Raw genomic sequence first — 19,984 nt, 5'->3', positions numbered from 1 at the left:
TATGTCGTTCACCCCACCCGCAGCTTTCACCACCCGGCCCACCCTGGAGGGCCACTTCGGAATGGCCGCCTCCACCCACTGGCTGGCCACTGCTGCTTCACAGGCTGTGCTCGAACGGGGCGGCAACGCCTTCGATGCGGCCGTGGCCGGAGCCTTTCTCCTCCACGTGGTCGAACCCCACCTCAACGGTCCCGGCGGTGACATGACAGGAGTCTTCGCCACCGCCGAGGACCCGGCGAACCCGCAGATCATGATGGGGCAGGGTCCGGCACCGGCAGCTGCCACCATCGAGCACTACCGCAATGAGGGACTCGACATGGTCCCCGGCGCCGGGGCACTCGCCTCTGCGGTGCCCGGGGCCGTCGACTCCTGGCTCAATCTGCTCGAGCATCACGGCTCTTGGGAGCTCGCCGACGTCCTCGATTTCGCCATCGACTACGCCGAGAACGGGCACCCCGTCCTCGGTCGAGTCGTGGGCACCATCGAACGCGTACGCGAGCTCTTCACCGAACACTGGCCCACGTCTGCGGCCCAGTGGATGCCAGAGGGTCAGATCCCGAAGATCGGTGATCTCATCTACAACCGCCCCTATGCCGAGGTCCTGAGGAAGCTCATCGCTGCAGGTGACGGTGCGGAAGGGCGCGCTGCCAGAGTTGCTGCGGCACGTCAGGAATGGAAGTCCGGCTTCGTCGCCGAGGCGGTCGAGAAGTTCATCTCGACCCCGCATCGGCACTCGACCGGAGGTGACCACGCCGGAGTGATGACAGCCGCCGACTTCGCCGGATTCGACGCACATTTCGAGACACCTGTGTCCGTCGATTTCCGCGGCTACTCGATTGCGAAGATCGGAGCCTGGGGGCAGGGCCCGGTGCTGCTCCAGACGCTGAAGATCCTCGAGGGCTTCGACGACGACCGGCTCGATCCCTCGACCGAGATCGGTGCGCATACGATCCTCGAGGCACTCAAACTCGCGATGGCCGACCGCGACACCTACTACGGGGACGGAGATGTCGACCTCGACTGGCTGCTCAGCGACGAGTACGCCGCCAGCCGCCGGGACCTCATCACAGATGTTGCCTCCCTCGAGTTCCGACCCGGCACGAACCGGGCAGGTTCTGTCTCGACCTTCACGCCGCCGCTCGTGCTCGAGGGCGCGGACAAGGAAGCCTTGGCCAAGGCGGGCATCGGCGAGCCGACCGTGCAGAAGAACGGCGTCAACAACGGCGACACCTGCCACATCGACGTCGTCGACCGGTGGGGCAACATCATCTCAGCCACACCCTCCGGTGGATGGCTGCAGTCCTCGCCGGTCGTCCCCGAGCTCGGATTCTGCCTGGGCACTCGTCTGCAGATGATGTGGCTTGACGAAACAGCTCCCTCGGCGCTGACCCCCGGGAAACGCCCGCGCACCACGCTGACTCCGACTCTGATCTCCAAGGACGGTCAGCCGATCATCGCCCTCGGTTCGCCCGGCGGTGACCAGCAGGAACAGTGGCAGCTGCTGATGATTCTGCGCATGCTCATCGGCGGCTACGCGCCCCAGCAGGCGATCGATGCTCCCGCGCTGCACACCACCGCCTTGGCGGGATCGTTCTGGCCGCGCACCTGGGTCCCCGGCGGAGCTGTCGTCGAGGACCGCCTCGGCGAGGATGTCATCAACGGGCTGATCGCACGCGGCCACGTCGTGACCAAGACCGGCGACTGGGAACTGGGCAGGCTCTCCTGCGTGACCCGGGATCCTGCAACCGGTCGCGTCACCGCGGGGGCGAACCCGCGCGGTGCCCAGGGTTACGCGGCAGGCAGATGATGAGTACTGCGACCAGCGGCGGTGTGAAACCGTCAGAATTCGTCCTCGAGGTCTCCGGCCTCGAAGTCTCCTACGAGAACCCGGTACTCCACGATGTGGGCTTCACACTGGCACCGGGGGAGCGTTTGGCACTCGTCGGTCAGTCAGGTTCCGGCAAGTCGACGACGATCAGCGCGGTCCTCGGACTCCTTCCGGGGGCAGGCCATGTCAGCTCCGGCTCCGTGAAGTACCGCGGTGAGGACCTCGTCCACGCCGATCGTCAGCGACTCCAAACTCTTCGGGGCCGTTCGATTGCCTTGGTGCCGCAGGATCCCATGGCCAGTCTCAACCCGAGCATGCGCGTGGGCGACCAGATCGCCGACGCTCTGCAGACATACGGAATGTCGAATTCCGCCGAGGTGACCCGCAATGTCGTGCGGCTGATGACGGAAGCGGGAATCCCTGACGCGGAGAACCGGCGACGGTCTTATCCGCACGAATTCTCCGGTGGTATGCGGCAGAGGATCCTCATCGCGATCGCCCTGTCCGGCGAACCCGATCTCATCATCGCCGACGAGCCGACATCAGCTCTCGACGTGACGGTGCAGAAGCAGATCCTCGATCATCTGCAGAAACTCGTCACCGAGCGAGGAACCTCGCTGCTCTTCGTCACTCACGACCTCGGCGTCGCTGGGGAGCGGACGGACACCATCCTCGTCATGAACGAAGGCCGCGTCGTCGAACGCGGGACACCGCAGCAGGTGCTCGGAAATCCTCAGGACGAGTACACGAAGGCCCTGGTCAAAGCCGCGCCCAGCATTGTGGTCGAGCGAGAGGTGAGCCCGACGAACGGGAAGGAACCTGACCCAGCTGCCTCAGCTGCCTCAACTGCCGCGGCAGCCAGCGATGACACGGTTGAGAGTAGTGCCACCTCGGCGAATGTTCTCGAAGTCAACGATCTGCACAAGATCTACAAGCTGCGCGGCCGCGGCAAAGAGGTCCACGCACTCAATGGTGTGAGCTTCACGGCCAAGCGCGGACAGACGACGGCAGTGATCGGCGAATCCGGTTCGGGAAAGTCCACCATCGCGAAGATCGTGCTCGGACTGGAAAAGGCCACCAGCGGGGAGGTCCTGGCGGGCGGCCGGAACGTCGATGCCACCTCACGCGCCGAGCGCAGCATGCTGCGTCGCTTCAGCCAGCCGGTGTTCCAGGACCCGTTCTCCTCGCTCAACCCGATGTGGGGCATCGAGCGGATCATCGCTGAACCCCTCGACGTCTTCAAGATCGGTACACGAGCCGAGAGGAAGGGCAAGGTCGCCGAGGTGCTCGACCAAGTGGCTCTGCCCACGTCGATGCTTGAGCGTCGACCGGCTGATCTCTCCGGTGGACAGCGACAGAGGGTGGCGATCGCGCGAGCGCTGATCAGCGAACCTGAGCTGCTCATCTGCGACGAAGCCGTGTCGGCACTCGATGTCCTGGTGCAGGAGCAGATTCTCGAACTTCTCCGTCAGCTGCAGTCAGGACTCGGCGTGAGCTGCCTGTTCATCACGCACGATCTTGCAGTTGTCGCGAACTTGGCAGACGATGTTGTAGTGATGAAGAACGGAGAGGTCGTCGAGGCGGGCGCGACGAGAGATGTCATCGATCGTCCAGTCGCAGAGTACACGCAGAAGCTGTTGGCCGCTGTGCCCGGTTCCGGGCTGCTCAGTGCCTGAGTCCGGTTCTCTCTCGCGGTCGAGTTCGACCGCGAAGCCGAGTGCGGCTTCGACCTCGAACAGCATCGCGGTCGGGGCGAAGATCCGCCACGACATCATCACAGGCGTGCATCCGCCCGGCGGCAAGCTCCGCGAGGCGGCCCTGGCGAAGCAGTACGACGTCTCGCGGATCCCGATTCGAGAGGCGCTGCGCTCTCTCGAGTCCGAGGGGCTCGTCGAGTCTCGGCCCTACAGCGGCAGCATGGTCGCCCCGTCACCGATCGAGGACGCTGAGGATCTGTTCGAGATTCGCATCGTCCTGGAATCCGCGACCGCCAAAAGAGCCGCGAAGCGCGCAGCGCAGCAGAGCAACGGTGAGGCCCCGGACGAGCGTTGGCGGATGATTCGCAAGGAGATCAACGAGATCCTCGCCGCCGGTGACATCGTCATCGGGCAGGAACGCTACGAAGATCTCGCGGTGCTCAACATGCGCTTCCACTTCGCAGTCGCCGAACTCAGCGGCAGCCTCTCCTTCGTCAGCCTCCTGCGCCAGATCTCGGGCAAGATCGAATGGCTCTACTCCCTCAACGTCACACGCCGAGGACCGCAGGCGTGGCCCGAGCATCGCGACATCATCGCGGCCATCGACGCCGGACAGGAGTCCAGGGCCGCCGAGGTGATGGGTCAGCACGTCCGTCGCAGCCGAGACTCGTACTTCGCCATGATGGCCGACAGGCCTGCCTAACGGCTCAACACGCCTAGCCGAGTTCAGCCAAGGCGACCGCTGGCAATGAATTCCGAGAGGCGTTCCCGGTAGGGAATCGTGTCGATCCCTGCCTCTGCGAGCCATTCCGGCGAATAGTACTTGTCGAGGTAGCGCTCGCCGGGGTCGCAGATCAGCGACACCAGACTTCCCCTCTGCCCGGCCGCCTTCATCTGCGACACGATGCGGAATGCGGCCCACAGGCCGGTGCCGGTCGAGGCCCCGGCGCGACGCCCCATCAGTTTCTCCAGCAGTTGGATGGAGGCGATGGCGGCAGCATCTGGAACATGCATCATCCGATCGATGCTCGAAGGGATGAAGCTCGCCTCGACCCGCTGTCGTCCGATGCCCTCGATCCGGGATCCCTGATCGGTCGTCGCCGCCGGATCATGGTCGCGCCATCCGGCGAAGAAGGCTGAATTGTCAGGATCGGCCACACAGATGCCGGTGGCCCGGCCGGTGTAGCGAACGTATCTGGCCAGGGTCGCCGAGGTGCCGCCCGTGCCGGCGGTGGCGATGATCCAGGACGGTTCAGGATAGGTCTCACTCGACATCTGATCGAAGATCGACTCGGCGATATTGTTGTTGCCGCGCCAGTCCGTGGCTCGTTCGGCATAGGTGAACTGGTCCATGTAGTGACCGCCGGACTCCGCAGCCAGATCAGCGGCGACTGTGTAGACCTCGTTGGCATTGTCGACGAAATGGCAGGTGCCGCCGTAGAACTCGATGAGGGAGATCTTCTGGGCGCTCGTCGACCGAGCCATGACTGCAATGAACGGGACGCCGATGAGCTGGGCGAAATACGCCTCGGAGACCGCGGTCGATCCGCTCGACGCCTCTACGACCGGGCGACCGGGGCGAATCCATCCGTTGCACAGTGCGTGGAGGAAGAGCGAGCGGGCCAAGCGGTGTTTGAGCGACCCGGTGGGATGGCTTGACTCGTCTTTGAGATAGAGGTCGATTCCCCAGGCAGAAGGCAGCGGCACGTGCAGCAGGTGCGTGTCCGAGGATCTGTTGGCATCTGACTTCACCGCTCCGATGGCTCCGGCCAGCCACTGGCGGGCCTCGGGATCGTAGCGGTCGGTATCCTCTTCGGCAGGCACGCTCGTGTGATCGTGAGAGTCAGTCATGTCCTTGAGCTTATGGGATACCCGAGACGATGCGACAGCGCCGGCGCTGAATGGTCCGGCGCTGTCAGCGCTCATTCACCTTCTGCGAGCATCTTCTCGAGTTTGTCGTAGCCTTCGCGAATTCCGTGCTCCATGCCTGAGGCGACCATTCCGTCGCGAGATTCGAGGGAGTCGAAGACCGATGTCGACTGCAGGCGGGTCCGCCCATCGCCGAGGTTGGTGAGCGTGAGGATCTCGAGGTTCACGGCATCAGGGAAACCTTCGAAGGTGAAGGTCTGGACGATGCGCTCGTTCTCCCTCACCTCGTGGAAGGATCCGAAGAAGCCGTACTCACCGTTGTCATCGGTCGAGACGTAGCTCCATTTCCCGCCGGTCTGCGCGTCCCATTCGCGGATCGTGTTCGTGATCGTGTCGGGCCCACACCATTTGCCGAAGAGTTCTGGGTCGGTGTGTGCCCGGAACACCTTGTCCGGGGTGGCCGCGAAGTCGCGAGTGATCGAGACGGTCTGGGTTCCCTCCGGGACGTCGAGTTTCAGAGTCGAGTAGTCGGTGTCGTTCGTGGTGGTCATGTCATGCTCCTTTGCGTGATGTGTCTCTGTGGTCTGAGGTGGGGGAGTCCTCGTCCGCGTCCATAGTTTCCAGAACTGCGTCGAGGCGTTGGTAGCGTTCTTCGGCTTGGCGCTGGTATCTCTCGATCCATTTCGTCATCAGATCGAACACATTGTCTTCGAGGTGGACTGGTCTGCGCTGGGCCTCACGGGTGCGAGTGACCAGTCCTGAATCCTCGAGCACTTTGAGATGTTTCGACACGGCCTGGACGCTGACCTCATAGGGTTCGGCGAGTTCGTTGACCGTGGCGTCGGCGATGGACAGCCTGGCAACCATGTCTCGTCGAGTTGGGTCGGCCAGGGCTGCGAACACCTGTGTCAGTTGGTCTGCCACTGAACCTCCATCCTGTATTCAACCATTTGGTTGTATACGACTCTAAGACGATGCGACCCATTATTCAACCCTTAGGTTGAATAAGTTTTTCGCAGGACTCGGAGTCGGCGTCTGAATAGGGGTGAACGCGTTCCGGTTTCATTGCGATTTGGCTTCGACAACCGATTCCGAAGTCATGATTTCCACTCAGCATCACCTCGGCGCGGCAAGACTGTCGTATGGTCGCAGTATCCACAGTGCCGAATCCGGGCCGACGGTCAACGTTGACAATCGACGGTGCTGGCACTGATCTGCTGGAAAGACGACGACGTCTGGGGAAAGACAATGGCAACTTTGCGACAACAGCTGTTCCGAGTGAAACCCGTGCCGCAGCAGGGCGAGGAGACGGAGAGCGATCTCAAGCGCACAATCGGTCTGTTCTCGCTGACCATGATCGGCGTCGGGTCGACCATCGGCACCGGCATCTTCTTCATCCTGTCGGAATCCGTGCCCGTCGCAGGACCGGCAGTCATCTGGTCCTTCGTGATTGCCGGTCTCGTCGCCGGCCTCGCGGTGATCTGCTATGCGGAGCTCGCCGGCAGCGTGCCCGTCTCCGGTTCGTCCTATTCCTACGCCTATGCGACGCTCGGCGAGCTGCCGGCCATGGGGGTCGCGGCCTGTCTGCTCCTCGAATACGGGGTCGCAGGTGCCGCCGTCGCCGTCGGCTGGTCGCAGTACGTCAATCAGCTGCTGTTCAACCTCTTCGGATTCGAGATCCCACACGCCCTGGCCTACGCCCCGGAGGAGGGTGGAATCGTCAACCTTCCGGCGATCCTGCTGCTGGCCATGTGCTGCTTCCTGCTGGTTCGCGGCACCGGCGAATCGGTCGTCATCAACACCATCATGGTGTGCACGAAGATCGGAGTCCTCCTCTTCTTCGTACTTGTCGGAGTCACCGGCTGGAATGTCGACAACTTCGCCGATTTCGCCCCCTTCGGCTTCTCCGGGGTGGTGGCCGGCTCCGGTCTGATCTTCTTCAGCTACGTCGGCATGGACGCCGTGGCTACGGCCGGCGATGAGACGAAGAACCCGAAGAGGACCATGCCCCGGGCGCTCATCGCCGCCCTCATCATCGTCACCACCGTCTACGTGCTGGTGGCCGTTGCGGCCCTGTCTGCTCAGCCCTGGCAGGAGTTCGAAGGGCAGACGGCCGGGCTGTCGGCGATTCTCGAAAACATCGTCGGCGCCCAGTGGCCCGGCACCGTTGTCGCCGCCGGTGCCGTGATCTCGATCTTCTCCGTCACCCTCGTCTCGATCTACGGCCAGACCCGCATCTTGTTCACGATGTCGCGCGACGGGATGATGCCCAAGCTCTTCGGCGAGGTCAATCCTCGCACGCTCACCCCGGTCAAAGGCACGATCGTCGTGACCGTGGTCATCGCCATCCTGGCCGGCTTCATCCCACTGAACTTCCTGGCCGAGATGACGAGCATCGGAACCCTCGTCGCCTTCGTCGTCGTGTCCCTGGCCGTCATCATCCTGCGCGTGCGCGAACCCAACCTCGAGCGCGGCTTCAAGGTGCCCTTCTACCCGGTCCTGCCGGTGCTCGCGATCATCGGATGCCTGTGGATCATCAGCAACCTGCAGCCCATCACGATCGTCGTCTTCCTCATCTGGACCGCGGTCGTCCTCGGCCTGTACGCCGTCTTCGGCCGCAGATCCTCGGTGCTCGGCAAGCAGCGAGCAGCACAAGACAGCATTGACGGAACTGGTTCCACAGGAGGGACGCAATGAGCATCGTCGTCGGCATCGCACCAGGTCAGGACAACCGACCAGCAGTTGAGTTGGGAATCGTGCTCGCCCGGTCCTACGGGCACCGGCTCGTCACAGCGGCCATCGATTCCGCCGCCTGGCCGATGAGTCCCGTGCTGTTCGAAAGCGAATACCAGAAGAAACTCCGCAGCGTCGCCGAGGCTGCCCTGGACGAGGTTCGGGTGCTCCTTCCCGATGACATCGAGTCCGAATGCGTCATCCACAGTGCCCGTTCATCGCGACGTGGACTGCTTGAGATGTGCCAGAAGGAGAACGCCTTCCGCCTCGTCGTGGGCCCCGCGGACGATGGGAAGCCAGGGCAGATCGCGCTGGGGTCCGTCTCCACCGGACTGCTGCACAGTGCCAGCCTGCCGGTGGCACTGGCCCCGGTCGGATACCGGGCCGCACCGGGCGCTCGACTGCGGAGGATCACCGCCGCATACAGCGGTTCGTCCACCTCGGCAGATCTCATCCTCGGTGCCGCAGTGGTCTCTGCCGAGTCCGGCGTCTCCTTCCGCATCGCCTCGTTCGCTCCCCGATCGAGGGTGATCTCGGCGGCTGGCGTGGGACTCGACGTCGAATCGAGCGTCATCGACGAATGGGCCAACGTGATCCGGCGAGACACCGACGAGATACTGTGCTCGATCGATCATCTCCACATCAAACCCGGCGAGACCGACGTGGCCATCGGGACAGGACCCGACTGGGCCAGTGCGCTGACTGCAGTGGAGTGGGAAGATCCCGAAGCCATGATGCTCGGCTCCTCCGGTCTCGGTGCGATCAAGCGCGTATCGCTGGGCAGTCACGCCATGCGGATCCTGCAGCACTCCCCGGTGCCCATCGTCGTCGTCCCCCGGCGGGCCAAATCCGACTACACGGCAGCGGTCGTCTGACAGCCGGGGAGTAGGCCGCGATAAGGACAAGTACAGCGTCGAAAGGGTTGGCAGGCCGCAATTCCGCAGTGCGGAAGAGATTGTGCGATGTTCCACAAAACAGACATCCAATACTTGAACGATTCCAACCTAGGATGTGAGACGCCGCTACCGTGGTGCCACAGACTCACATAGCGCGTCCGTCCAACGACGGCCGGATGCGGGAGTCTGTCGAACATGGAAGGAACCGTATGGAATTGCTGCGTTTGGGCCCCATCGGCCACGAGATCCCGGTAGTGCGTGACGACGACGTCCACTACGATCTGCGCCCCCTGACCACCGACATCAACCCAGAGTTCTTCGCCGAGGACGGCATCGGCAGGGTCCGCGCCGCCCTGGACGACGGCGGCCTCGAGCCCCTCGACGGAGCGGAGGGCCTGCGCATCGGAGCGCCCCTCTCGCGCCCCTCGGCCGTGGTGTGCGTGGGCATGAACTACGCAGCGCATGCTCGAGAGGCAGGGGCGGAGCCGCCCGAGGCGCCTGTCGTCTTCTTCAAAATGCCCTCGACGATTGCCGGGCCCTACGACCGACTCGAGCTGCCGCCCTATGCCACGAAGGCCGACTGGGAGGTCGAGTTGGGACTGGTCATCGGCACCCGGGCCTTCAGGGTCGCCTCGGCTAAGGAAGCATATTCGCACGTGGCCGGCTATGTGCTGGCCAACGACCTGTCCGAACGCAGGTTCCAGATCGAGGAATCCGGCGGCCAGTGGTCGAAGGGGAAGAACCTTCCCGGCTTCACTCCACTGGGTCCCTGGATCAGGCCCGCCGCCGAGGTGGACCCCGGGTCCCTGCAGCTGCGCAGCTGGGTCAATGGCGAGGTTCGTCAGGATTCGTCGACGAGCGACCTGATCTTCGACGTCGGGCAGATCATCTATCAGCTCAGCCAGACGATGCCCTTCGAGCCCGGAGACGTGATCCTGACCGGCACACCTCAGGGCGTGGCGATGTCGGGGAAGTTCCCGTTCCTGACCGATGGCGATGTCGTTGAGATGGAGATCGACGGCCTCGGTCGCCACCGCCAGGCGGTGGCCGTCACCGGGTGACGACAGCCTAGAAGCATGAAAGAGGGGCGGTACTCCCGATCGGGAGAACCGCCCCTCTTCAGTTACTGCGTGAGGCTGAGGGAATCAGCGCTGCTGGTCGAAGCCGCCCTGTTCCTGGCCGCCTTCGTTTCCGCCGAAGTCTCCGCCACCCTGCTGCTGGCTACCCTGCTCGTTGTCGCCGCCGAAGCCGCCACCCTGCTGGTCGCCGCCACCCTGGTTGCCTTCGTTGCCGCCGAAGCCGCCCTGTTCCTGGCCACCGGACTGCTGTCCGCCCTGGTTGCCTTCGTTTCCGCCGCCGAAGCCGCCCTGCTCGGACTGCTGTCCGCCCTGGCCGCCTTCGCTGCGCTCGTTGTCGCCGCCGCCGAAGCCGCCGGATTCCTGGCCGCCCTGGGACTGGCTGCCCTGCTCGTTTCCGCCGCCGAAGCCGCCCTGCTCGGACTGCTGTCCGCCCTGGCCACCTTCGCTACGCTCGTTGTCGCCGCCGAAGCCGCCCTGGTCGCCACCCTGCTGCTGGTTACCCTGCTGCTGGCCGCCCTGTTCCTGGCCGCCACCGAAGCCGCCGCCCTGCTGCTCCTGGTCGCCGCCGCCGAAGTTCTCGTTGTCCTGTCCAAAGTTTTCCGACATGTTTAGCTCCTTGGTTGATGGCATACGGCCGCGTCTTGCGGCTTGGTTGCCAGTCTTAAACATCAACAGTCCTGCCACAAGGGGGAACAAGGGAAATTGCGTGAAATTGGCTCAAGTCTCAGAGGCTGTTCATTTCCCGCCGATCTTCACAGGAAGCTCGGAGATAACCGTCGCGGTGAATGACGTTTCAACAAGATAGGGTCATCGATTCCACCTCCCGTCAGTCCTCCCGTCACTACTCCCCGTCAGTGGATGGACGCTGGATTCGTCGACCCGAGGGCGTCCTGAATTTCGAAATGTCGCTGTTGATCTTGCTGACCTGGCACCATTGCAGAAAGACAGAAACCGGAACAGACCGGTACGGCATCGACCGGCGCAGTCCGGTAGACAGATCCGAGCCCGATCGACGAACAGGAGCATCGACATGACAGCACGTCGTCTTCCACTCAGCGGTGTGCGAGTCCTCGAACTCGGCAACTACATCGCGGCACCCACCACCGGGCGCATGCTTGCCGACTTCGGTGCAGAGGTCATCAAGATCGAGCGCCCCGGCACGGGTGACGAGCTCCGCAACTGGCGCCTCAAGCAGGGCACCACCTCAATGCTCTACCGGACCATCAACCGCAACAAGAAGTCCGTCGTCCTCGACCTTCGCTCAGAGGAAGGCAGGGCCTCGGCTCTCGAGCTCGTGCGTCGCAGCGACATCGTGCTGGAGAACTTCCGCCCCGGAACCATCGAGAAGTGGGGTCTCGGACCCGATGTCCTCGAAGAGGCCAACCCCGACATCATCCTCGTGCGCATCTCTGCCTTCGGCCAGACAGGGCCCATGTCCGAGCGTCCCGGATTCGCCGCCGTCGCCGAAGGCTATTCCGGATTCCGCGAACTCGTCGGCGACCCCGACCGGCCGCCGGTGCGCGTGGGCATCTCGATCGGCGACTCCATCGCCGGTATGCAGGCCGCATTCGGTGCGGTGATGATGCTCTTCGATCGACAGCGCCAGAAGATCGCCGGTGCCGCCGAGGCTGTTACCGGCTCCGATCACAGCTTCGAAGGCAGGGCGTCCCTGGCCGATCGCACCGTCGACGTCGCACTGAACGAAGCCATGTTCTCCGTCATGGAATCCCTCGTCCCCGACTACTCCGCATTCGGTGAGACGCGCACTCGCACCGGCGGCCGGATGGAGGGCATCGCCCCGTCGAACGGCTACCTCTGCGCCGGCGGAAAATCCGTGGTCATCGCCGGCAACGGCGACGGAATCTACAAGCGACTCATGGAGGCCGTTGACCGTCCGGACCTGGGCGAGGATCCCGATCTGCAGACCAACGCCGGTCGCTGGGATCGGCGTGAGGAACTCGACGAAGCCATCGGCGACTGGTGTGAGAAGCGCGATGTCACCGAGGTTGTCGACACTTTGGAGACCGCCGGAGTTCCCGCCGGGCCGATCTACACCGCAGAGGATCTTGTGGCCGACGAGCAGCTCGCCGCACGCGGCATGATCCAACATCTCGATGTCTCGACCGGTGAAGAGACGCTGCCCGACGTGGCCTTCCCGGGAATCACCCCGGTCATCGGCGGCTCCTCGATCCCGATCGACCACCTCGGCCCGGACCTGGGTGAGCACACCGACGAGGTGCTCGAGCAGCTCGGCGGACAGCTGCCCGAGCGCGACTGAACAAACACAACAGCATTGGGCGGCGCCTCAAGCCGGAACCGAACACCCACGTCCGAACTGTCGAGATCCTTCGTCCCATTTAATGGGAGTGATTGTCTTCACTTCTTTGCCGCTTCTCATATAGCGAGCATTTCGCGTCCGCGCTCACCGCAGGGATGTGGGGAACGGCTATGTTGGGTGCAGACGGCAACACGCAAAGGAGCGTGGTGCCGCTCTCGTCCCGGTCTCCGGGAATGAGGCAGATCAATGAAGGAGCTCTCACCATGGTTCGGCCAACATCGGTCACGATTCTCGACACCACGCTGCGTGACGGTCTGCAGATCGAAGACGCCATCGTGCCCACCGACGCCAAGGTCGCTCTGGGCCAGCAGCTCATCGCCGCGGGGCTGAAGGAGATCGAGGTCGGATCGTTCGTCAATCCGAAGAAGGTCCCGCAGATGGCCGACACCGGCGAGGTCCTGCAGCGCCTCCAGCCGTATGAGGCCGAGGGCATCGACTTCTTCACCCTGGTGTTCAACCTCAAGGGCGCCCAACGCGCCGTCGACGCCGGAGCGAAGAACATCAAGCTCGTCCTCTCCGCCTCCGAGGGCCATTCCCAGGCGAACTCCGATGCCCCGATCGCCCAGGCCACGCAGCGTCTCCTCGAGGCCGCGACCTTCGCCCGTGACAACGGTGTGCGCTTCGACATCACCACCGCGGTCAGCTTCATCTGCCCCTTCGACGGCATCACCGACGCCGGCCACCTCGTCGAGGTTCTGCGTCCCTTCGTCGAAGCCGGGGCACACGGCATCGGGGTCGCCGACACGATCGGAAACGCCAACCCATCGTTGGTGTCCAGGAACACCTCGGCGGTCTTGGAGGCCTTCCCGGACAGACCGGTGAGCCTGCATCTGCACGACACGTACAACTTCGGAATGGCCAATGTCATCGCGGCCCTCGACCTGGGAATCTCGAATTTCGATGCGGCCATGGGCGGCCTGGGCGGCTGTCCCTTTGCCCCGGGTGCGGCCGGCAACATCGGCACCGACGACCTTGTTCACCTCCTGCACCGTGAAGGCGTGGCCACCGGAGTCGACGTTGACGCTCTCTCGGCAGTCAGGGAACCGCTGACGGCAGCGGTCGGCCACGAGCTGACGTCGAGTCTGTCTGCGATCCCCGCTGTTCCGGCGGCCTACCATGCTTGAGCAGGGCGAATCCTCGACCGTCGGCGCGGAGGAACTGCCGCTGGCGGGCATCCGCGTCATCGAGTTCTCCCATATGGTCATGGGTCCCAGCTGCGGGATGATCCTCGCCGATCTGGGCGCCGAGGTGATCAAGGTCGAACCGCGCGGCGCCGGGGACAAGACCCGTTACCTGCCCGGCTCGGGGTCCGGGCTGTTCCCCGCCTTCAACCGCAACAAGCAGTCCGTCCAGCTCGACATCGCCGAGGCGGCCGACCGTGACGTCGCTCTGTCCCTCATCGATTCCGCCGATGTTCTCCTCGAGAACTTTCGGGTCGGGAAGATGGAATCCATGGGCTACGGCTACGAGGAACTCGCCAAGCGCAATCCGCGCCTCATCTACTGCTCGCTCAAGGGGTTCCTGGCCGGACCCTACGGCCAGCGCACCGCCCTCGACGAGGTTGTGCAGATGCTCGGCGGCCTTGCCTATATGACCGGCCCGCCCGGACAGCCGCTGCGCGCCGGAGCCAGCGTCAACGACATCATGGGCGGAATGTTCGGGGTCATCGGCGTGCTCTCGGCACTGCGCGTGCGCGAACGCACAGGCGAGGGACAGGTCATCAACTCCGCCCTGTTCGAGAACAACGCCTTCCTCGTCGGCACACACATGGCCCAGGCTCAACTCAGCGGGGAACCGCTGCGTCCGATGCCCACTCGTCGAGCCACCTGGGCCGTCTACGACATCTTCCGCGACAGGCACGATGACCAGATCTTCGTCGCAGCCGTCAGCGATGGTCAATGGCATGACCTCTGCGACGAGTTCGACCTGACACAGCTGGCCGGTGATCAGGACCTCGAGACGAACCAGGGACGCGTCGATCAACGCGATCGCATCCACCGCGAGCTGCAGGCAGCCTTGTCCCAGCTCGACCTCGCTCAGATCGAGGAGAAGTGCACCCGGCGCGGACTGCCGGTCGCCCCGGTGAATACCCCCGCCGACCTCACCACCGACGCCCACCTCGTCGCCTCCGGGGCTCTGGCCAGCACCGGCCTGCCCAGCGGAGACCAAGTCGATGTTCCCCTGCTGCCGCTGACCTTCGGCGGTCGGCGATTGGGGCTGCGCAGCGATGTGCCCACACCTGGTGAGCACAACGCCCGCTACCGGGATGGTCCAGCCGAAGCCTCGGCGCGGAAGGCCGGCCTCGAGTCGGATCCGAGAGTCGAACCCGTCGACGCCGATGTCGGCGAATCGAAGACACAGTCTCAGTAACACCCCGGTGCCCGGGCTCGTCCCAGGCCTCACCAGAACTTTCGGCCTCACCAGCACTTCCGGGACCACCGGCACAGACAATCCACAACAGCAGATATCAGTTGCATTCGAAGGAGAAGCAATGCGGTCAACGGCGATCACAGGACAAGGACGGGCCACCTCGGCGAGTCGGAAGAATCGGGCGGTGAAGCCCGCACTCACAGTCGGTGCGGTGCTTGCCTCACTGGCACTCGTCGCCACGGGGTGCGGCAACAAGGCACAGGCGCCGGGGGAGGGCAGCGACTACCCGAAGGGCCCGGTCACGGTCAACGTCCCATCTGAACCCGGCTCCGGGTGGGACACCACCGCGCGTGCCCTGGTGGAAGCTCTGCAGAAGGAGAAGATCGTCTCTTCCCCGCTGCCGGTCCAGAACAAGCCCGGCGGTACGGGCTGCATGTGGATGACATCGATGATGCAGCAGGAGAAGGGCAAGGACGACCAGATCGCGATCACCTCGCTGGCCAGCCAGACGATGAAGGCTCGCGGACTCTGCGAATTCGGCCCTGCGGACACCACCCTCATCGCCACCATGTACGTTGAGGACTTCATGGTCGTCTCCCCGGACAAGGGTGACATCAAATCGGTCGAGGACCTGGTCAAGGCGCTGAAGAAGGACCCGCAGAAGGTCACTGTGGCCGCATCCGGCGATGACACGCTGCCGTTCGCACTGTTCGCCAAGGAAGCCGGAGTCGACCCGGCCGATATCAACTTCGTCAACTACGAAGGCGGCGGCGAGCAGACCACCGCCATGCTCAATGGTGATGCGAAGGTCGCCGTCGCCGGGCTGAGCGAGTTCCGCTCCGTGCTGGAATCCGGTGACATCAAACCACTTGTGACCTTCGCAAAGGAGCCGCTGCAGGCCCCATACGACTCGGTTCCCACGGCTGCGGATTCCGGTTACGACGTGACCCTTGGCAACTGGCGCGGAGTCTACGGCCCGGCCGACATGCCACAGGAAGCCGTCGACTACTGGGCCAAGACGCTTGAAGAGGTCAGCGAGACGAAGACCTGGAAGGACACCTTGGACAAGAACCAGTGGGCGCCCGAATTCCTCACCGGCGAGGAAGCCAAGAAGTATGCCGAAGACACAGCCGCCACCGTTGAGGAGGGCGTCAAAGAGACCGATCTGGGCAACAGCAAATGAGCACGCTGACTCCGGCGCTGAGGGGTGATGTCATCACCGGCATCGCCGTCACGCTCGTGGGCGCGGTCTACTACACTGCGACCTTCTGGATCCAGGGCACGAAGAACATCGTCACGCCGGCGACCTTCCCCGCGATCGTGGGCATCGCGCTCATCGTGCTCGGCCTCTTCCTTCTCGGACAGGCTCTGTACCGGAGTCGGAAGCTCGCCGAGGTGGTCCCAGCTGGGGCCGCCTCGGCTGGCAGTGCCTCGGTCAGCGGCGGGGCCGCCTCTGCTGGCATCGCCAACGGCGGGGCCAGCACTGACGCGTCCGAGGGGGTGGTGGACGTCGAGCCTGAGGGCATCGTCATCGATGCTCCCGATGAACCGAAGTCGAAGCAGGTCGTGCTGCAGTTCGCGCTCTTCTTCATCTACCTCGGAATCCTCATCCCGGTCGGCTTCCTGCTCGCCACGGCGGCCTTCTTGATGACGATGACCAGCATCTATGCCCCGCACCGATGGGTACGCAACCTCATCTTCTCGGTACTCTTCGCCGTCATCATCTACGTCGCATTCGTCTACGGGCTGGGCGTGTACCTGCCCGTCGGAATCCTGGGATAGGGGGCGGGCATGGACACACTCATCGATCTGGGCGGCGGCTTCGCCTCGGCACTCGAACCCTCAAGCCTCGCTTTCGCCCTCCTCGGCGTCTTGTTGGGCACCGTCGTCGGCGTGCTGCCGGGCATCGGCCCGATCTCTGCCATCGCCATTCTCATCCCGGTGTCCTTCGGGATGGAGCCGGTGCACGGCCTCATCCTGCTCTGCGGCATCTACTACGGGTCCATGTACGGCGGCTCGATCACCGCCACACTCATCAAAACCCCTGGTGAGGTCGCCAGTGCGGTGACCGCCATCGAAGGCTATGAAATGGCTCGCCGAGGTCGGGGCAAGGCCGCGCTCGCGACCGCCGCAATCGGATCCTTCCTCGCCGGGACCCTGGCGATCATCGGGCTGACGTTCCTGTCTCCCGTGCTCGTGAAGCTGGCGAACGTCTTCGGCTCCACCGAATACTTCCTGCTCATGGCCACAGCACTCCTGCTGGCCTCGACGATGTCGTCCGGCTCGCGGGCGAAGGCCCTGATCTCGATCTTCATCGGCCTGGCCGTCGGCCTCGTCGGTCTCGACTTCCAGACGGGCCTGCCGCGCCAGACCTTCGGCATGAGCCTGCTCTCCGACGGCATCGACTTCACGATCTTCGCCATGGCACTCTTCGCCATCCCCGAGGCGATCCGCAACCTCGCATCGGGGCGCGGAGCCAAAGACATGATTCAGAGCTTCGGAGACGACAAATGGATGACGAAGCAGGACTGGCAGCGCTCGGCCATGCCCTGGGCCCGCGGCTCGGTGCTCGGCTTCATCATCGGCATCCTGCCCGGAGTCGGCCCGTCCCTGGCCTCGTTCATGTCCTACATCATGGAGAAGCGGATCTCGAAGCGGAAGTCCGAGTTCGGCCACGGTGCCATCGAAGGCGTCGCCGGACCCGAGGCCGCGAACAACGCCGGAGTCGGCGGTGCCATGATTCCGCTCTTCAGCCTCGGCATCCCGGGATCGGCGACCACGGCCCTGCTGCTCTTCGTCTTCACCATGTACGGACTGCAGCCGGGACCGCTGATCTTCCGCGACGAGTCGGGCCTGATCTGGACGATCATCGCCAGCATGTACATCGGCAACGTGGCCCTGATCATCCTCAACCTGCCGCTCGTGGGTGTCTTCGTCAAACTGCTGAAGATGCCCAAGGAGATCCTGTTCTCCTCAATCCTCGTCCTCGTGGCCATCGGCGCCTACGCGATCGAATTCAGCCTGTTCGGACTGATGCTGCTCGGCATCTTCGGCGTCATCGGCTATCTCATGGACAAGGGCGGAATCCCACTGGCACCGTCCATCCTGGCCCTCGTCCTGGTGCCGCTGCTGGAGGACAACTTCCGGCGCATGCTCCAGATCTCGGGCGGATCGTTCATGCCGTTGCTGACCCGACCAGTGTCACTGTCGATCATCGTGCTCATGATCCTGGGCATCGTCGGACCCATCATCTTCCGCTGGTGGGTGCGCCGCCGCCAGCTGTTGGCCGATGTGAGCGTGGCATGAAAGAGAACCCCATGACTGATAACTCCTCGACCACTGGCAGCTCCGAGGTCTCTTCCGTTGCGTCTGCCTCGTCTGGTGGCACCGCCTCGTCGAAGGAGATCGGCGTCATCGACCGCAGTGCCGCGATCCTCACAGCACTGCAGGACTCACCGATGACCGCCGCCGAGGTGTGCCGTCGTCTGGGGTATTCGAAGTCCACGACCTACCGGCTGCTGGCAGATCTGCGCACTCACCGCTTCATCGTCCGCGACAACAACGGGCTGCTGCGCCTGGGGCCGTTCCCGGGCAGACGCAGCATCGCAACGACGAACTCGGTGCTCGAGCATCTGCGAACTCTGACCAGTGAGTCGGTGCAGCTGTGGGTCCGTGTCGGTGAGGACCGGGTGTGCGTGCGCAACGTCGAAGCCGACCACGAACTCCGCGTCTCCCGCAGCGTCGGCACCGTCCTCTCTCTCGTCGACGGCGGCTCTGCCGCACTGGCGTTGTGCGGCCCGGGCAACCCACAGGAGTTCTACGCCACGAAACAGGCACGGGTGAAGGGAACCGCCTCGGCGAGCGTGGCCTTCACCGTCGGCGGAGCCATCCTTGCCTTGTGCGTGTCCTACCCGCTGACTCGGGAACCGGACAATGTCGCCGGCGCCTACCGGGCCGTACTGGGCCAGGCTGCGGTCGAACTCAAAGGGCTGCTCGAGGACAGCGAAGAGTTCGCAGTTCTCAGGGATATCGCGCGATTGGCCCTGGGAGCACGTCGGTCTGAATGAGGGGCGGGACGGGCGTGAGGTGCTGCGCGGTTGCGGCCCCCGCCAAGTAGAGCGCCATGCCCGATCCGGCGATGGGTCCGAGTACGGTGCGAGAAGCATCGCGCATGACGTCAGATGAACAGTGATCCCGCTGCCTCTGCCGGCCCCTCTTAGTGTTGTGCTCATCATCACCTCCAGCTGGTGAGCATATGAGGCGAGGAATACCCATGGGAACGCGAATCACAACAGTCGTCGGCAACCCCAATCCCGGATCGAGGACGCGTCAGATCGCCGAAGATCTTGCGGAGCGCATAGCGGCTCTGACAGGCGCGGATACCGGTTCGACCATTGAGCTCGCCGAGGTGACCGACGAGATCTTCGAGTGGGAGTCGTCCAAGCTGAGCGCGCTCACCGACCAGCTGCAGACTTCGACCTACGCCGTGATCGCGACGCCCACGTACAAGGCGAGCTACACCGGCCTGCTCAAGGCGTTCCTTGACCGCTACGACGCCGGTGGACTGCACGGCGTCACCGCGATCCCGGTCTTCACCATCGGTTCGCCCGCACATCAGCTGGCCGTGGATTTCACACTGAGGCCGCTCCTCGTGGAACTTGGCGCCAGTGTTCCCACCGCTGGTCTTTCATTCCCGACGGCGAAATTCGACGAGCGCGCTGCGATCCTCGATGAGTGGGTGGAGAAGCAAGCTGGCTACCTGCCGGAGGTGAAGGCCCGAGCCTGATCTCCCGACACAGGGGCGTCGGGGCTCCGTGCCGGGAGACCAGCAGGGGTCAGTCGACCTGAAGCTCGCCCATCTCGTCCCAGCCCTCACCGTCGATCTGGCGAGAGATGATCTTCGGAGTGGACACGAGGGCGCTGTTCATCGGTCCGCCGTCTGCGGTCGCCTTCTGGAAGTGGTCGGACTTCACGTGCGCTTCGGCAGCGTCGTCATCGAAGGCTTCGACGAGCACGTATTCATTGGGGTCGTCGAGGCTGCGTGACCAGTCGAACCATTTGTTTCCCGGCTCGGCTCGCGTCGCCTCGGTGAACTCCTTGGTGATCTGCGGCCATTCCTCGGCCTTCTCGGGCTTGACCTGGAACTTGACGACGATGAAAATCATGTGGATCCT

The 19,984-nt window shown here is 64.0% G+C and carries 19 protein-coding genes; 15 read left to right on the top strand and 4 right to left on the bottom strand.

Features of this window, described 5'->3' with window-relative positions; translation table 11 throughout:
• Position 1 precedes the first annotated feature (1 nt).
• The 3 genes from HU144_RS02770 to HU144_RS02760 are packed head-to-tail and all read left to right on the top strand — an operon-like array spanning position 2 to position 4,228.
• Entirely contained in the window at positions 2-1,807 is a 1,806-nt protein-coding gene (locus HU144_RS02770) for a gamma-glutamyltransferase family protein (RefSeq protein ID WP_235350035.1), read from the top strand.
• Positions 1,807-3,504, top strand: coding sequence for a dipeptide ABC transporter ATP-binding protein (locus tag HU144_RS02765; RefSeq protein ID WP_235350034.1), 1,698 nt, complete (start codon positions 1,807-1,809; stop codon positions 3,502-3,504). Before HU144_RS02770 ends, HU144_RS02765 begins: the two co-directional genes overlap by 1 nt.
• On the top strand, positions 3,497-4,228 hold the full coding sequence (locus HU144_RS02760) for a GntR family transcriptional regulator (protein ID WP_235350033.1): 732 nt from the start codon (positions 3,497-3,499) through the stop codon (positions 4,226-4,228). Before HU144_RS02765 ends, HU144_RS02760 begins: the two co-directional genes overlap by 8 nt.
• Positions 4,229-4,251: 23 nt before the next feature.
• Here HU144_RS02760 and HU144_RS02755 read toward each other — a convergent pair whose 3' ends face one another.
• From HU144_RS02755 to HU144_RS02745, 3 genes are all read right to left on the bottom strand, one after another.
• Entirely contained in the window at positions 4,252-5,376 is a 1,125-nt protein-coding gene (locus HU144_RS02755) for a PLP-dependent cysteine synthase family protein (RefSeq protein WP_235352643.1), read from the bottom strand.
• Between the two features lie 71 nt (positions 5,377-5,447).
• Complete coding sequence (locus HU144_RS02750) at positions 5,448-5,945, bottom strand: SRPBCC family protein (protein WP_235350032.1); 498 nt, start codon at positions 5,943-5,945, stop codon at positions 5,448-5,450.
• Between the two features lies 1 nt (position 5,946).
• Positions 5,947-6,318: an ArsR/SmtB family transcription factor gene (locus tag HU144_RS02745; protein WP_235350031.1), complete on the bottom strand. Its 372-nt coding sequence runs from the start codon at positions 6,316-6,318 to the stop codon at positions 5,947-5,949.
• Positions 6,319-6,642: 324 nt separating this feature from the next.
• Between HU144_RS02745 and HU144_RS02740 the strand changes: the two genes are divergently transcribed.
• The 12 genes from HU144_RS02740 (at position 6,643) to HU144_RS02685 (ending at position 19,596) form a co-directional block, all read left to right on the top strand.
• Positions 6,643-8,091, top strand: a complete 1,449-nt coding sequence (locus HU144_RS02740) for an APC family permease (RefSeq protein WP_235350030.1) — start codon at positions 6,643-6,645, stop codon at positions 8,089-8,091.
• Entirely contained in the window at positions 8,088-9,002 is a 915-nt protein-coding gene (locus HU144_RS02735) for a universal stress protein (RefSeq protein WP_235350029.1), read from the top strand. Before HU144_RS02740 ends, HU144_RS02735 begins: the two co-directional genes overlap by 4 nt.
• A 230-nt stretch (positions 9,003-9,232) precedes the next feature.
• Positions 9,233-10,084: a fumarylacetoacetate hydrolase family protein gene (locus HU144_RS02730; protein ID WP_235350028.1), complete on the top strand. Its 852-nt coding sequence runs from the start codon at positions 9,233-9,235 to the stop codon at positions 10,082-10,084.
• Between the two features lie 15 nt (positions 10,085-10,099).
• Entirely contained in the window at positions 10,100-10,714 is a 615-nt protein-coding gene (locus HU144_RS02725; RefSeq protein WP_235350027.1) for a hypothetical protein, read from the top strand.
• A gap of 418 nt (positions 10,715-11,132) precedes the next feature.
• The gene (locus HU144_RS02720; RefSeq protein ID WP_204235522.1) at positions 11,133-12,380 is read left to right on the top strand and encodes a CaiB/BaiF CoA transferase family protein; all 1,248 of its coding nucleotides are present in this window, start codon (positions 11,133-11,135) and stop codon (positions 12,378-12,380) included.
• A gap of 263 nt (positions 12,381-12,643) precedes the next feature.
• On the top strand, positions 12,644-13,564 hold the full coding sequence (locus HU144_RS02715) for a hydroxymethylglutaryl-CoA lyase (RefSeq protein WP_235345503.1): 921 nt from the start codon (positions 12,644-12,646) through the stop codon (positions 13,562-13,564).
• Positions 13,557-14,810: a CaiB/BaiF CoA transferase family protein gene (locus HU144_RS02710; protein ID WP_235350026.1), complete on the top strand. Its 1,254-nt coding sequence runs from the start codon at positions 13,557-13,559 to the stop codon at positions 14,808-14,810. Before HU144_RS02715 ends, HU144_RS02710 begins: the two co-directional genes overlap by 8 nt.
• A gap of 121 nt (positions 14,811-14,931) precedes the next feature.
• Entirely contained in the window at positions 14,932-15,993 is a 1,062-nt protein-coding gene (locus HU144_RS02705; protein ID WP_235350025.1) for a Bug family tripartite tricarboxylate transporter substrate binding protein, read from the top strand.
• Entirely contained in the window at positions 15,990-16,592 is a 603-nt protein-coding gene (locus HU144_RS02700; protein WP_235350024.1) for a tripartite tricarboxylate transporter TctB family protein, read from the top strand. Before HU144_RS02705 ends, HU144_RS02700 begins: the two co-directional genes overlap by 4 nt.
• A 9-nt stretch (positions 16,593-16,601) precedes the next feature.
• Positions 16,602-18,116 (top strand): tripartite tricarboxylate transporter permease, encoded by a 1,515-nt coding sequence (locus tag HU144_RS02695; protein WP_235350023.1) that lies wholly within the window; start codon positions 16,602-16,604, stop codon positions 18,114-18,116.
• Positions 18,117-18,127: 11 nt separating this feature from the next.
• Positions 18,128-18,877, top strand: a complete 750-nt coding sequence (locus tag HU144_RS02690; RefSeq protein ID WP_235350022.1) for a helix-turn-helix domain-containing protein — start codon at positions 18,128-18,130, stop codon at positions 18,875-18,877.
• A 206-nt stretch (positions 18,878-19,083) separates the two neighbouring features.
• Positions 19,084-19,596 carry an NADPH-dependent FMN reductase gene (locus HU144_RS02685; protein ID WP_235350021.1) on the top strand — a complete coding sequence of 171 codons (513 nt, stop codon included), beginning with the start codon at positions 19,084-19,086 and terminating at the stop codon, positions 19,594-19,596.
• 49 nt (positions 19,597-19,645) lie between these two features.
• On the opposite strand, the gene HU144_RS02680 is transcribed toward HU144_RS02685, so the two are convergent.
• Positions 19,646-19,975 carry a putative quinol monooxygenase gene (locus HU144_RS02680; RefSeq protein ID WP_092104748.1) on the bottom strand — a complete coding sequence of 110 codons (330 nt, stop codon included), beginning with the start codon at positions 19,973-19,975 and terminating at the stop codon, positions 19,646-19,648.
• Positions 19,976-19,984: the final 9 nt, after the last annotated feature.

This window comes from Brevibacterium sp. UCMA 11752 (genome assembly GCF_021532235.1).
Classification (GTDB): domain Bacteria; phylum Actinomycetota; class Actinomycetes; order Actinomycetales; family Brevibacteriaceae; genus Brevibacterium; species Brevibacterium antiquum.
This window is presented reverse-complemented; position numbering and strand designations above follow the sequence as displayed.